Below are 13,828 nucleotides of genomic sequence, written 5' to 3'. Positions count from 1 at the left end.
CGGGATGAGGGTATGGGGCGCAGATGCTGCGCTTCAGCTGGACGAAAATTCGTTCACGATCCGGGTTGTGTTGTCGACGCTCGTTACCTTCTCTGGCGGAACAAAGACCAGCCAGGACTTTGCTGTGCCGGGCGTCGGGCCGGGTAACGGTGTGGCAATCGTGATTCCGGCAGGCGCTTACGACGGCAATCAGAGGCAGCACGAAACAGAACTCGTTGACGGTATCGCTAGGGTTTACAACCACACGCGGACCTACGGGTCGAGCACTGTTTCCACAGGAACCATGCGACTGATCGTGATGAGGTTTTCATAATGGCGGATGCATACGGCCTGGAGTTTTCTAACAACAGCAATGTGGTGGTTCTCGATTCTCAATATGCGCGGCTGATGGTCATCGCATCGGGTCGCTTTCAGCCAACGGAGGAAAGCGGACTCGGCTCGACAACTTACTTTCCTCGGCCAGTTACCTCCCAAGAGCCTCCGTTGGTGTTTGTGCGACCAGATACTGTAAATGCGGTGGCTGGGCTTTGTGCCATGCGATTGATTGGCGCTGCCGGGAACTGGACAGGCTTCTACGTGCGCGCCTACGACGTGAATACCGCGCAGCCAAATGGTCGGTACTTCGTCGCACAGTTCGCTGCGCAGCCGGTGGCCGATTTCGGAATGCGGCTCTGGGACGGGGCTACCAATCTGCTTTTTGATTCTGGAACGTCGAGTGCAAACTTTACTCGTTCTTTTCAATCGTGGAATTACGAGAAGTTCGACTACAGCGCTCAGAACCTTGTGCGCTGCTATTACTCAGTGCCGTTCAACTTTCCCGAGAACGAATACCTGTTGATTAACTCTTTCGGTATGGGGCTGAATTCAGGCAGTACGATAGCAAGGGCGCTTTACTGTTGGTGGGACTTTCCTAACAGCAAGCTGTACGCAATTACCATCGCAGCAGCCAACCCTACCGCATTCTTTCTGCCGGCAGTCTTCGCAAAGATGAATGTCTGACTACCTAATTTAACCGAGTAAAAATTATGCCTTGGCTAAAAACGGGGACGGTTTCCGTTACCCAAAATTCGAATGCTGTAATTGGCAGTAATACCGCTTTCATTTCAGGTGGTCGGGTCGGCGATGGCTTTCGCGGTCCCGATGGCAACTGGTATGAAGTGATCAATATCTCCAGTGACACTGCGTTGTCGATTTACCCGGCTTATCAGGGTGCGACTGTTGGTGCAGGCATTTACATGCTGGCCCCGTTGCAGGGTTACGTTAAAGAGGCAGCCGACCAGTTAAGGGCGCTCGTCAACAAGTTCGGCTCGCTCGCGGCTGCCGCTTCGATCAATGCCTTGGCAGCGGTGACCGGTGGTGCCAACAAGCTGGTGTACTTCACCGCGCCTGACGCGATGGCAACCACAGATTTCCCAGCGCAGGCGAGGGTGCTTCTGGCGGCGAACAGCCAGGGAGCACAGCGTAGTGCACTGGGACTGAACTCGGCAGCGGTCGCGCCAATTCTGGGCACCGTATCCCAATCAGGCGGAACTCCGACCGGCGCTATTATTGAATCAGGAACCATATCGGGCCGCAGATACACCAAGTTTGCCAGTGGCATGGCAGTTTGTGAGGGATCAGTTGAAAACCTTACTGCAAATAACCCGTTCGGCGGCTTCTATTACTCAGGAACCATAACTATCGGCTACCCGATAACGTTCTCAAGCAGGCCTCGACTGTTGGGCTCTACAAGCGCGCAGACCGGATCCTTTTCATGGCCGGCATATCCCGCAAATGGTAACCAATCAGTCGGGTATTTAAATATGATGAGTCCCGGTCAAAATGCAACGGCAACTATGGACTGGGTCGCAATAGGCAGGTGGTTCGAATGATTATAAAACTTTCTCCTCAGCGTCGTGAGGGAACGCTTGAAGTAGTGAAAAGGGGTGACGTTCTCGTAGTCAATGGCGAGGAGTTCGACTTCTCGACCATGCCAGAGGGGGCGACCCTGCCGGTATCTGCCATAAGATCGGAGTGGTTTTTCAGTGATGTTGATCGGGTAGGCGGTGAGTTGATCATGACGATGTGGCTACCGCTTCCCGCCAATTACAGCCAGGAGCAAGCCTCTCCGGCTGACCTGATCAATATCCCCGATGGCCCCGTGGCTTTCCCTAAGCCGCTTCCTCTTCCACCTGCCGACGAGGTATCCGGGCAATGAGCAATATCGACTGGTCACAACTGATTACCAAGGAAATGAAGGATGCCGCTCAGGCCGCGCGCGATCTCGCATTGGCGAAGATTGATCTTGCAGCCCGCAACAGCACTGCGGTCGCTCAGATAGTCCGCATCCAGGACCGCATTGAAACACTGGGCTATGGCATCGAGGCAGGGGATGCAAGCGAAGAGGAAGAAGAGGAAGCGTCAGCGCTCGCGCCAATCCTCAAGGCGTGGAAAGCCTACAAGTTCGCGCTGGGCAAGGTCACGGCACAGCCTACGTGGTATCAGGCACCGGTCTGGCCGGTCGCGCCTGCTGTTCCAGAGATCGCCGCCGCGCCCATGCTGGTGGAAGAGCCACTGGCCTGACGTAAACCTGCCACCGAACCCCGCCATTGAGCGGGTATTTTTTTGCCCGGAGAAAACCGAATGTCCATCACCACGCAGCAGCTACTGCAGATCCTCCCGAACGCCGGCCAGAAAGCCGGCGTTTTTGCACCCGTCCTCAACACAGCCATGAGCAAGTACCAGATCGTTACGGTGCCACGCATCGCGGCGTTCATCGCCCAGGTCGGCCATGAGTCCGGCCAGCTGCGTTACGTGCGCGAGCTGGGCGGCAACGACTACCTGTCAAAGTACGACACCGGCAAGCTGGCTGAGCGGCTTGGCAACACACCCGAGGCCGACGGCGACGGCCAGTTGTACCGTGGGCGGGGCCTGATCCAGGTGACGGGGCGTGCCAACTACGAGGAATGCGGCGAAGCGCTGGGCCTGGACCTGATCAACCATCCCGAATTGCTCGAGCTGCCGCAGCACGCCGCGATGTCGGCGGCATGGTTCTGGCACCGGGCCGGGCTCAACACGCTGGCAGACAAAGGTGACTTTCTGACCATCACCAAGCGCATCAACGGCGGTACGAATGGCTTGGCTGACCGGCAGGCGCTGTATGAGCGAGCATTGAAGGTGCTGGCGTGAAGGCCGTGCCGTGGCGGGGTATCGGTCTGTTGCTGATCCTGCTGGCGCTGGCCGGTGCGCTGTACGGCGCATACCGGCACGGCGTGACCGTCACCGATCTGGCATGGCAGGCGAAGTGGGCTGAACAGAGCAAGGTCCAATCCGAAGCGGTGGCCAGCACAACCACCGAGTACCGAACCGAAGAACAACGCCGCCAGAAAGCGGCCAACCAGGTGGCAAACGATGCAAGACAAGAACAGACCGCTGCGCTTACTGATGCTGCTGTCGCTGACGCTGCTGGCGAGCGGTTGCGCGTCGAAGCCGGAAAGCTGGCAGCCGCCACCAGTTGCGCCCCCGGCGATACCGGCTCTGCCCAGCGAGGCAAAGCAGCCAACCGCGCCGCCATGGTGCTCTCCGAACTGCTCAGCAGGTCTGACGCGCGAGCGGGAGAGCTCGCTAAATATGCTGACTCGGCCCGAATAGCCGGGCTGGCATGTAACCGCTTTGTCGAAGAGCTATCCAACACCACCAATTCAGCCAGACCGTAGGCCGCCGGGGAAGCACTGTGCAGACAGCAACGAAGCAAGAAACCTACGACCGCACGATGAAAGTGACGTTGGCAGTGAAAGCGAACGGCGGGTCGGTGGCGGTCCAGATCCAGGCCGGTGATAACTGGATCACCACCGACACGTTCTGGAAAGACGGTGGCTATCAGCTGAGCATTCCGCCCGCGACGATCCGCTATGTGCCCGCAGCTGGCGCTTCATTTGAGGTCTACGCATGAGCCTTCTGGTCAACCCAATTCCACGTCGCCAACCGATCCGGCGCGGCCTGGGTCTGCTCGGCGATAGCTTCTCGGGCAACTGCCACACCATCGGGGCGACGGTGTTCGGTACCGAGGTCTATGGCTATGCGGGCTGGATCGCGGCGCGCACCGGCCTGTTTCCCAGCTATGTCGACAACCAGGGCAAGGTCGGCGACCACACCGGTCAATTCATGGCTCGCCTGCCGGCATGCATCATTTCATCCACCGCCGACCTGTGGATGCTGCCATCCCGAACCAATGACAGCACGACTGCGGGCATGACGCTGGCGGACTCCAAAGCCAACGTGATGAAGATCGTCACCGCTTTCCTGAACACGCCTGGCAAGTACCTGATCGTCGGCACTGGTACGCCGCGCTTCGGTAGCAAGGCGCTGACCGGGCAGGCGCTGGCCGATGCGATCGCTTACAAAGATTGGGTGCTGAGCTATGTCAGCCAGTTCGTACCGGTCGTGAATATTTGGGACGGCTTCACCGAAGCGATGACCGTCGAGGGCCTGCATCCCAACATCCTGGGTGCTGAGTTCATCAGTTCGCGAGTGGTACCGATCATCACCGCCAACTTCGAATTCCCCGGCATCCCGCTACCCACGGACGCTGGCGACGTCTACTCGGCCATCCGCCCGTTCGGCTGCCTCAATGCCAACCCTCTGCTGGCGGGCACTGGCGGCGCGCTACCGGCGGGCGTGAATGCTGTGGCCGGGTCAGTGCTGGCGGACGGCTACAAAGCCGTTGGCTCTGGTCTGACCGGGATCACGACGCGTTGGTACAAGGAGCCTGCCGCCTATGGTGAGGCGCAGTGCATCGAGCTGCGTGGCAACATGGCGACGGCGGGCGGCTACATCTACATGCAACCTACGGCCAACGTGGTACAGACCAACCTGGCGGCCGGCGACGTTATCGAAATGGTGTCGGCGACGGAAATCATGGGGTCGTCGCGCGGCATCCTAGCCTGGGAGGCTGAGTTGACCATCACCAAGACGGTCAACGGCGCGTCGTCCACGTTCTACTATCGGTCAATGGACAAGTACCAAGAGCCTTTCACCATGCCGGCCAGCTTTTCCGGGGCATTGGAAACACAGCGCGGCACAATTGACATGAGCGAAACCACGATCACTTCACGCATGGGCCTGTACCTGGCGGCAGGTGTACCGCAGGACTCGACAGTCAAGGCAGCGCAGTTCGGGATACGCAAGGTGTAGATGGGCGGGGTGGGCGTGCCGTTACTCTGTCGCAACGCCTCTTGGGCGGCTGAGTGACTGCGGCAGCTTGTTCGGGCATTCCGGATCTTCGATAAAGCCTCGTCCATCGCAGTGCGTGCAATCGTCACGCACCGCGAATCCATCCAGGCAGTGAAGGCATCTGATAAATATCGAGTAGCTATGACGCTCCCACAGCGAAACGTAGGCCTTGAAGTCGCCTTGGTCGAGCGCTATCGCTGAGGCATCGACAAGCGCTCGATATTGATCCTCATCGCTCAGGCGTTGATAGCTCACGCCGTTGATCTGCCTGGATTGCTCAACCAGCGTCAGCGTCTGGCCGGTTTCGGTATAGATGTAGCGACCTTCAAGCACGCCGTACCTCTTGTAATCCCTCATGATGAGGTCGTTTTTCTCATCGAGAAAGGCGAAGTGGGCGGCATGGTAGGGCGACTGGTCGGCCTCATGAAGCACGTATCGGGAGTTCAGCAGGCTGCCGACTACGACGCCGCCCTTGTTGTAGGCCAGATAGTCCGACGCCTGATGCCGCCATTCGTGGTTTCCTTCCTCGGTGAAGTGGCAGAAAGCGGCGCTGGCCAGTTCGAAGAGCTCAAAGCGCTCCAATGGATCGACCAGCCCGCCAGCCTGCATGTCTTCGGCCATGCGTGCCAGAAACCGGTAAGTGAATGCAGGGTTCGTCCATTGCCTCCTATCGTTGAGCCTTCTGTGCCATTCGGCCAATGCTTCTGAGCTGTTGCTCTCGTTCATGGGAGTGATTCTCAATTGCTGTATGTGCATACAGTAGTTGAGTGTTTCGGATTTGGGGAGTGGTGTTCGTCGGCAGGACGCCGGGGGAGGGCTAGTTGCGTGTGCTTTACTTCTAAATCTTCCCCAAAACGCAACCATAAACATCTGATTTCATTGGGATAGTAAAGGTGGAAAAGAACGGTTAAAAATATAGCTTTTTTCTATGTAACTATTTGATTTAAAAAAGATATTGGGGATTTATCGGGGTATTCCAGGCTTTGATGCCAAATAGAGTGTAAGTCATCGTTTTGGGGTGGGGTGGCTGATCTTGCTCGATACTCCCCACTTTCTCTCCTCGCAATTTAGCCGGGTATTATGCCACGTCAGACCGCATCGTGTTGTGACAGCGCTGGTACAAAGACTGAACAAAAACTAGATAATAACCCTAACTGTCATTAAGAAAACTTCACCCTTCCACGCTTGAGTGGCAAGCCCGGGCGGGCAATTATTGCTTTCCATTTAAAGGCTGGGTGCGTTATGTCTGAACAAGAGAGAAAGCGTCAAGAAGCGCTTGTCCGGCAACGTTATTACAGGGAACGTCAACGTGCCGAGGGGTTCAAGCAAAGTACGATCTGGATTCATGGTGAGGCTGAGACGCAAGGCAGGCTGGCCGCCCGTGAAGGAAAGCCGTTGCTGCCCATGCAGTCCCATGACCCGGTAAGCTGGGCGGTCGGGTGGGTTGCGGAAAAATTGCGAACACGACAGTGACCGGTATCGCTGTAAAGCCATCGCGCCACACGGGGTGAAGTACGTGGCGCGATGGCTCAAATCCGGTTACTGGCGAGTTCCGCAGGGCTGTCGGCCAGCGCCCTGCAGGCACTGCTTGCGCGTCACTGCCTGACGATCAGTATTTTCTTTGCGATGTCCTGTCACCGCGTTTCAAACTTTGAGTTCTTCCGGTCCCCGTATATGGAGCCCATCACTTCGATGTCGTCAGGGCTGAGCGTCTTGCCTGTGTTGATAATTTCAAAGTCGCCAAGGGTCAGGCCGTTGGGAATATCGTAATGCATGACAGAATCACGGTCGTAAGCCGAATGGTAGAAATCAGCAGCTTCGTACTTGTCGAAAAAATTGGTATTGATTTCTTCGTCAGTCAATCCGGATTGCAAAAGCAGGGGGCGTAGAAGCGATTCGTTCCAGGGGATGTTTGCCTGAGGATGCTGGTGCTCGTGAACTGCTCCCAAGGCGTGCCCGAATTCATGGAGCACGATACGCGTCAAGTCCGGCATGGGTTTCAGCTCTGCCGTGTACAGCTCCTTGACGTTGAATTCCATGGTGGTTTCATTCTGCTCGGCCAACAGGGCATCAGTGCCTATGGCGCTCCAGTTCAGATGTTCGTTGAAGCCGATTCGAATATCGCTGGCCCCGCCTGTCACAAACTCGAATTTCAGACTTATGTGAGGCAGCCACTTCTTCGCAGCGTCGACGATGGGTGTCGTCAGAATGGCAGGAGGGTCTTTCTGGAAAAGAATTTTCAGAGTCCGACCGCGTGCCCAGTATTTGCTGAACGACACCAGAAGACGTGCCATGCGCGTTGACTCCTCGGTGTCATAGCCTGTTTCTGATTCGTAAGTGGGAGTGATTGCCGCGTTGGCTGGGTTTTCGCGAATGGCGGTTTCGTACGAGGCTTGATGATTCGTTGCACTGCGCATGGCGCAGGATGCAGGCAGCTTTATGCCCTGTGTGGTGGGTGCGGACATGGGGTTGACCTTCATCGTAGTTCGCTTCCTTTCAGGAAGCCTGAAAAATGAAGGTTGAAGGTACGTTTGTGCAGGGTGTAGCAGGTGGTAACTAATTACCCCGCCGCACAACGCAGGCGGCGGGGCTGTATTCCTGAAGCTTGGCTTTTTATTTGCTCAGGAATGCGCGGATACGTTCGGCGGCTTCGACGCACTCGGCCAAAGGTGCCACGAGCGCCAGGCGAACCCGGCCGGCACCCGGGTTGACGCCATCCACTTCGCGGGAAAGGTATGAACCCGGTACTGCAGTCACATGCTGATCGATGAACAGGTCTCGGCAAAATGCAGCATCATCGGTGCCGACATTCGGCCATAGGTAAAAACCCCCGTCCGGGCGCTGGACGTCGAGCACTGGCGCGAGGATGTCGAGCACGGCATCGAATTTTTCACGGTACAAGTCCCGGTTCGCGCGTACGTGATCCTCGTCATTCCAGGCAGCGATGCTGGCCAGTTGAGTCTGTACCGGCATGGCGCAGCCGTGATACGTGCGATACAGCAGGAAGGCCTTGAGAACGTCGGCATCACCGGCCACAAAACCTGAACGCAGGCCTGGCAGGTTGGAACGCTTGGACAGGCTGTGGAACACCACGCAACGCTTGAAATCCTGGCGACCCAGCTCGACGCAGGCGCTGAGCAAGCCAGGCGGTGGGGTCTGCTCATCAAAGTACAGCTCGCTGTAGCATTCGTCCGCAGCAATGACAAAGTCATGTTCATCGGCCAGGGCGATGAGTTTTTTCAGGGTTTCAACCGGAATCAGTGCTCCGGTCGGGTTACCCGGCGAGCACAGGAACAGGATCTGGCAGCGCTTCCAGGTGTCCGCGCTGACTGCGTCGAAATCGGGGTTGAAACCGTTATCGCTCAGGCATGGCAGGTAGTGAGGCTGGGCTCCGGCCAGAAAGGCGGCGCCTTCATAGATCTGATAAAACGGGTTCGGGCTGATCACCAGGCCGTCATCGCTACGATTGACCACTGTCTGGGTGAAGGCGAACAGCGCTTCGCGTGTGCCATTGACCGGCAATACATTGCGTGCCGGATCGATCCAGCCCTGTGGTACGCCGAATCGACGGTTGCACCAGCCGGCAATGGCTTCGCGCAGCGCCGGGATACCCAGCGTGGTCGGGTAAACCGCCATCTGATCGAGGTTGTCTGCCAGTGTCTTGGCGACCAAATCGGGTGAGCGGTGCTTAGGCTCACCAATCGACAATGCAACAGGGCGCTTTTCCGGGTTGGGCGTTACGCCGGCCAGCAAGGCGCGCAGCTTCTCGAAAGGGTAAGGCTGAAGCAGTTGCATCGCGTTATTCATGTGGGGTGTTCCTCAATGGGCTGCGTTGAGTCGATTCGTTTGGCCGAGTGCTCATATGCTGATCCGCAAGTCATGGCCGGGCTCTGAGTTGACGCTCAGTTGCTTGACGATTGCGTCCTGCAACTGGCTGCACAACTGTGGGTCGGACAGCGGATGATTGTTCGCGTCGGTGATGAAGAACACGTCTTCCACGCGTTCGCCCAGGGTCGCAATCTTGGCATTCTGCAATGACAGATCGAACTCCAGGAAGATCTTGCCGATGCGCGCCAGCAGGCCGGGGCGGTCAGGTGCCAGTAGTTCAAGTACCGTCACCGGGCGCTGGGCGTCATTGTGAATGGTGACTTGCGGTGCGAAAGCAAAATGCTTGAGCTGGCGAGGCACGCGGCGCTTGATGATCGTCGGGTAATCATCCGGGTTGCGCAGCGCTTCGGTCAGGCCGTTGCGGATTTCCTGAACGCGTTCCGGATTGTCGCCGATCGAACCACCTTCGTTGTCGAGGACGATATAGGTGTCGAGGGTGAATTTGCTGCTGGACGTGATAATGCGCGCGTCATGAATGTTCAGGTTCAACTGGTCCATCGCCGCCACGGTCACAGCGAAGAAATCATGCTGGTCCGGGGCGTAAATGAATATTTGCGTGCCGCCCTCGAATTCCCGTTGTGTGGTTTCCTTGATCAGCACCAGCGGGCCGCCGTCGGCTGGCTGCTGCAGGATGGCATCGCTGTGCCAGGCGACGTCGCCAGCGGTGTGGCGCAGGAAATAATCGTCTCCCAGCGCTGACCAGAGTTGCTCGACATCGTCAGGGTCGGTGCCGTTACGTACCAGGATGTCCAGCGCTGCGGTCTGGGTGCGACGGATCTGCTCCTCGCGATCAACCGGGTTTTCCAGGCCACGGCGCAAGGCGCGCTTGGTCTCGGTGTACAACTGGCGCAGCAGGCTGGCGCGCCACGAATTCCAGAGGGTCGGGTTGGTCGCGTTGATGTCGGCAACGGTCAGCACATACAGATAGTCCAGATGCACTTCGTCGCCAACGAACTGGGCGAAATCGTGGATGACCTGTGGATCTGAAAGGTCCTTGCGCTGTGCGGTGGTCGACATGACCAGATGGTTGCTCACCAGCCAGACAATAAGGCGGGTGTCCCAGTCGGGCAGATGATGGCGCGTACCGAACGCCTGTGCATCTATTGCGCCCAGCTCAGAGTGATCGCCGCCGCGGCCCTTGCCAATGTCGTGGTACAGCCCGGCCAGGTAGATCAGCTCCGGCTTTGGCAGGCGAGCCATGATTTTGCTGGCCAGCGGAAATTTTTCGGAGACTTCGGTGTATTGCAGCTTGCGCAGGTGCTTGATCAGATTCAGCGTGTGCGCATCGACGGTATAGATGTGGAACAGGTCGTGCTGCATCTGCCCGACGATATGGCCGAATTCCGGCAGATACAGCCCGAGAATGCCGTAGCGGTTCATTCGGCGCAGGTTGCGATGAATGCCTATCTCGCACTTGAACAGCTCGATGAACAGGCTGGTGTTACGAATATCGTTACGGAAATCATCGTTGATCAGGTGCCGATGTTCACGCAGCAAACGAATGGTGTCGGCGCGCACGCCCTTTATCTCGGGATGCTGGGCCATGAGCACGAAGATCTCGATCATGGCAAATGGGGTGCGCTTGAAGACGTTCGGGTTGGTGGCTTCTATATAGCCGTCGTGCAGCTGGAAGCGCGAATTGATCGGCTGTGCTGTGCCGCTGTCGTCGGAAAGAATCACTTCTTCGAAATGCTGGATGATCAGATCGCTGAGTTCGGCGATGCTCATGACCACGCGGTAATACTTCTGCATGAAACGCTCTATGGCCAGCTTTGCATCGTTGTCTTCATAGCCCAGCAAGCCTGCGATGCGGACCTGATAATCGAACAGAAGCCGGTCCTCGGAGCGTCCCGCCAGCATGTGCAGCGCGTAACGCACCTTCCACAAAAACTCCTGAGAGGAGGCGAGCAGGGCGTTTTCGCTGCCCAGCAGGAAGCCTTCGCCTGCCAGTGCGTGCAGATTCAGCGTGCCATACTGGCGTCGCGCAACCCACAGAATGGTCTGAATGTCGCGCAGGCCGCCGGGTGAGCCCTTGACGTTGGGTTCCAGGTTGTATTCGGTATCGTTGTACTTGTGATGACGCTTTTTCTGTTCGGCGTGCTTGGCGAGGAAGAACTCCTTGCTAGGCCACATGTGCTCGGTGCTGGTGACTTCCAGCATGCGCTGGCGCAGATGCTCGGGGCCGGCGATGGTGCGGCTTTCCATCAGGTTGGTGATGACAGTCAGGTCGGCACGGCCTTCCTGCGCACATTCATTGACAGAGCGCACGCTTTGCCCGACCTCCAGGCCGATGTCCCAGAGCAGCGTCAGAAACCGCTCGATAGGTTCGCGAAAAACTTCGTGGTCATCACTGTCCAGCAGGATCAGCAGATCAATGTCCGAGTACGGGTGCAGCTCGCCGCGCCCGTAGCCGCCCACTGCAAGCAGGGCGATATCGGCGTCTTCGCTCCATTCGAACTGATCCCAGGCCTTCTGCAGGATGTTATCCACAAACCATGCCCGGTCTTCGATCAGTCGCCGAATGTCGCGCCCCGACTTGAAGCGATCATCGAGGACGTCTTTCGCCCTGCGGATAGCCTTCTTGAACGCAGCGATGGGGCTGGCTTTCAAGGCCAGTTCGGCCTGGAACTGGCCACGATCGAACAAGTCTGGATCTACTTGCGGCATGGAGCAGTATTCCTCACGTCGGGTCGGGTGTTCAGTCGTGCAGCCTCCGGTCAGGGGGCTTTTTGTGCAATAGTGTCGTCGCTGCGTAAAGTGAAGATTTCGTAACCGTCGGCGGTTACCAGCAGCGTGTGCTCCCATTGCGCCGAGAGCTTGCGGTCCTTGGTGATCGCCGTCCAGCCATCGCCAAGAATCTTGGTTTCAGGGCGTCCCTGGTTGATCATCGGCTCGATGGTGAAGGTCATGCCTTCCTGCAGCTCGATACCGGTTCCGGCCTCGCCGAAGTGCATGACCTGCGGCTCCTCATGAAACACCTTGCCGATGCCGTGACCACAGAACTCCCGAACAACGGAGAAGCCGTTCTTTTCAGCGTGTTTCTGAATAACCGCGCCGATGTCACCCAGGCGAGTGCCGGGTTTGACGATTTCGATGGCCTTGTACAGGCATTCCTGAGTCACTTTCGACAGGCGCTCGGCCCATACCGGAACGGTGCCGACATGGAACATTCTGCTGGTGTCTCCGTGGTACCCGTCCTTTATGACGGTAACGTCAATGTTGAGCGAGTCGCCGTTCTTCAGCTTCTTGTCGCTCGGGATGCCGTGGCAGACCACCTGATTGATCGAGGTGCAGATCGACTTGGGGAAGCCTTTGTAGTTCAGCGGGGCAGGGATCGCCTGTTGCTCGTTGACGATGTAATCGTGGCAGAGGCGGTCCAGCTCTTCGGTGGTCACACCGGGCTTTACGTGAGGCGCTATCATTTCCAGTACATCGGCGGCCAGGCGACCGGCGATGCGCATCTTTTCGATGTCTTCCGGGGTTTTGAGGGTGATGGTCATACAGAATCTCTCGGCGTGGCTGGCACGCGGTTGGTGCGCAAAGGCGCAATTCTATCAGACCGCCAGTGCCGGGTAATCATCGCTTCCTTCTATAGGCAACGGATGCCGCTTTAAAAGCACCGCAAAACAAGAACTTGATGGGAGTTCCGTTCTCTTCCCTTTTGTGATATAAAATGCGCCGCTTTCCAAGGTCCGTCCTTGAAGCACAAACCCACACACGTGTCGACACGATGACCTGGGTGCCCTTGGCAGATGCCATTGGTTGGTCATTGGGATACGTGGAGGCCTAACCCGACTTATCAAGGAACTATCATGTCCCAAGTCAATATGCGCGATATGCTGAAGGCCGGTGTGCACTTCGGTCACCAAACCCGTTACTGGAACCCGAAAATGGGTAAGTACATTTTCGGCGCGCGTAACAAGATTCACATCATCAACCTTGAAAAAACCCTGCCTATGTTCAACGAAGCTCTGACTTTCGTTGAGCGCCTGGCTTCGGGCAAAAACAAGATTCTGTTCGTCGGCACCAAGCGTTCCGCTGGCAAGATCGTTGCTGAAGAAGCAGCACGTTGCGGTTCGCCGTACGTCGACCATCGCTGGTTGGGTGGCATGCTGACCAACTTCAAGACCATCCGTCAGTCGATCAAACGTCTGCGCGAGCTGGAAGTACAGTCCGAAGACGGTACTTTCGCCAAGCTGACCAAGAAAGAAGCCCTGATGCGCACCCGTGATCTGGAAAAACTGGATCGCAGCCTGGGTGGTATCAAGGACATGGGCGGTCTGCCAGACGCACTGTTCGTTATCGACGTTGATCACGAGCGCATCGCGATCACTGAAGCCAACAAGCTGGGCATCCCGGTTATCGGCGTTGTCGATACCAACAGCAGCCCGGAAGGCGTTGACTACATCATCCCGGGCAACGATGACGCCATTCGCGCCATCCAGCTGTACATGGGTTCGATGGCTGACGCTGTTATCCGTGGCCGTAACAATGTTGCTGGCGGCACCGACGTATTCGTCGAAGAAGCTCCAGCTGCAGCTGCTGTAGAAGGCTGAGTACAAACGCCTGGCGTTTACTCAGTACGCGAAAAGGGGGCTTAGCCCCCTTTTTGCCACCTAGGAAATGATTTGTCGGTCTGTAGCCATGACCTTGCTGTCATGTGTTGCTGCCACCCTGATTTTTCAAGAATTGCACGCCCGGCGAACCGGGTGGAATGGTTTAAGACCTA

Annotated in this window: 16 protein-coding genes; 11 read left to right on the top strand and 5 right to left on the bottom strand. The window is 57.2% G+C overall.

Annotation, left to right across the window (positions count from 1 at the left end; translation table 11 throughout):
• Positions 1-4: 4 nt before the first annotated feature.
• Genes RYC17_RS10305 through RYC17_RS10265 form a run of 9 tightly spaced genes read left to right on the top strand, consistent with a single transcriptional unit; the run spans position 5 to position 5,172 of the window.
• The gene (locus tag RYC17_RS10305; protein WP_316903100.1) at positions 5-313 is read left to right on the top strand and encodes a hypothetical protein; all 309 of its coding nucleotides are present in this window, start codon (positions 5-7) and stop codon (positions 311-313) included.
• Positions 313-999: a hypothetical protein gene (locus tag RYC17_RS10300; protein WP_122280972.1), complete on the top strand. Its 687-nt coding sequence runs from the start codon at positions 313-315 to the stop codon at positions 997-999. The genes RYC17_RS10305 and RYC17_RS10300 overlap by 1 nt, the downstream gene beginning before the upstream one ends.
• 26 nt (positions 1,000-1,025) lie before the next feature.
• On the top strand, positions 1,026-1,871 hold the full coding sequence (locus RYC17_RS10295) for a hypothetical protein (protein ID WP_227447917.1): 846 nt from the start codon (positions 1,026-1,028) through the stop codon (positions 1,869-1,871).
• A complete protein-coding gene (locus RYC17_RS10290; protein WP_122280973.1) occupies positions 1,868-2,197 on the top strand; it encodes a hypothetical protein in 330 nt (109 codons plus the stop codon). The genes RYC17_RS10295 and RYC17_RS10290 overlap by 4 nt, the downstream gene beginning before the upstream one ends.
• The gene (locus tag RYC17_RS10285; protein ID WP_316902939.1) at positions 2,194-2,562 is read left to right on the top strand and encodes a phage tail protein; all 369 of its coding nucleotides are present in this window, start codon (positions 2,194-2,196) and stop codon (positions 2,560-2,562) included. The genes RYC17_RS10290 and RYC17_RS10285 overlap by 4 nt, the downstream gene beginning before the upstream one ends.
• Before the next feature lie 60 nt (positions 2,563-2,622).
• On the top strand, positions 2,623-3,168 hold the full coding sequence (locus RYC17_RS10280; protein WP_316902937.1) for a glycoside hydrolase family 19 protein: 546 nt from the start codon (positions 2,623-2,625) through the stop codon (positions 3,166-3,168).
• Positions 3,165-3,695: a DUF2514 domain-containing protein gene (locus RYC17_RS10275; protein ID WP_316902935.1), complete on the top strand. Its 531-nt coding sequence runs from the start codon at positions 3,165-3,167 to the stop codon at positions 3,693-3,695. Before RYC17_RS10280 ends, RYC17_RS10275 begins: the two co-directional genes overlap by 4 nt.
• A 56-nt stretch (positions 3,696-3,751) precedes the next feature.
• Entirely contained in the window at positions 3,752-3,931 is a 180-nt protein-coding gene (locus RYC17_RS10270) for a hypothetical protein (protein ID WP_316903098.1), read from the top strand.
• Positions 3,928-5,172, top strand: a complete 1,245-nt coding sequence (locus tag RYC17_RS10265) for an SGNH/GDSL hydrolase family protein (RefSeq protein WP_316902933.1) — start codon at positions 3,928-3,930, stop codon at positions 5,170-5,172. Before RYC17_RS10270 ends, RYC17_RS10265 begins: the two co-directional genes overlap by 4 nt.
• A 21-nt stretch (positions 5,173-5,193) precedes the next feature.
• On the opposite strand, the gene RYC17_RS10260 is transcribed toward RYC17_RS10265, so the two are convergent.
• On the bottom strand, positions 5,194-5,832 hold the full coding sequence (locus RYC17_RS10260; protein WP_058402173.1) for a hypothetical protein: 639 nt from the start codon (positions 5,830-5,832) through the stop codon (positions 5,194-5,196).
• Between the two features lie 621 nt (positions 5,833-6,453).
• Here RYC17_RS10260 and RYC17_RS10255 point away from each other — a divergent pair.
• Positions 6,454-6,684: a hypothetical protein gene (locus RYC17_RS10255; protein WP_058399650.1), complete on the top strand. Its 231-nt coding sequence runs from the start codon at positions 6,454-6,456 to the stop codon at positions 6,682-6,684.
• A gap of 161 nt (positions 6,685-6,845) precedes the next feature.
• Here RYC17_RS10255 and RYC17_RS10250 read toward each other — a convergent pair whose 3' ends face one another.
• From RYC17_RS10250 to map, 4 genes are all read right to left on the bottom strand, one after another.
• A complete protein-coding gene (locus tag RYC17_RS10250) occupies positions 6,846-7,691 on the bottom strand; it encodes a matrixin family metalloprotease (RefSeq protein ID WP_058399651.1) in 846 nt (281 codons plus the stop codon).
• Positions 7,692-7,824: 133 nt separating this feature from the next.
• Positions 7,825-9,018: a succinyldiaminopimelate transaminase gene (gene dapC, locus RYC17_RS10245; protein ID WP_316902930.1), complete on the bottom strand. Its 1,194-nt coding sequence runs from the start codon at positions 9,016-9,018 to the stop codon at positions 7,825-7,827.
• Positions 9,019-9,069: 51 nt separating this feature from the next.
• Complete coding sequence (locus RYC17_RS10240; RefSeq protein ID WP_058399653.1) at positions 9,070-11,766, bottom strand: [protein-PII] uridylyltransferase; 2,697 nt, start codon at positions 11,764-11,766, stop codon at positions 9,070-9,072.
• Between the two features lie 50 nt (positions 11,767-11,816).
• Positions 11,817-12,599: a type I methionyl aminopeptidase gene (gene map / locus RYC17_RS10235; RefSeq protein ID WP_002554731.1), complete on the bottom strand. Its 783-nt coding sequence runs from the start codon at positions 12,597-12,599 to the stop codon at positions 11,817-11,819.
• Positions 12,600-12,911: 312 nt separating this feature from the next.
• On the opposite strand from map, the gene rpsB reads away from it, so the two are divergent.
• Positions 12,912-13,655: a 30S ribosomal protein S2 gene (gene rpsB, locus RYC17_RS10230; protein ID WP_002554730.1), complete on the top strand. Its 744-nt coding sequence runs from the start codon at positions 12,912-12,914 to the stop codon at positions 13,653-13,655.
• The last annotated feature ends 173 nt before the right edge of the window (positions 13,656-13,828 follow it).

The sequence above is a fragment of the Pseudomonas syringae group sp. J248-6 genome (assembly GCF_032586995.1).
Lineage (GTDB): Bacteria > Pseudomonadota > Gammaproteobacteria > Pseudomonadales > Pseudomonadaceae > Aquipseudomonas > Aquipseudomonas amygdali.
This window is presented reverse-complemented; position numbering and strand designations above follow the sequence as displayed.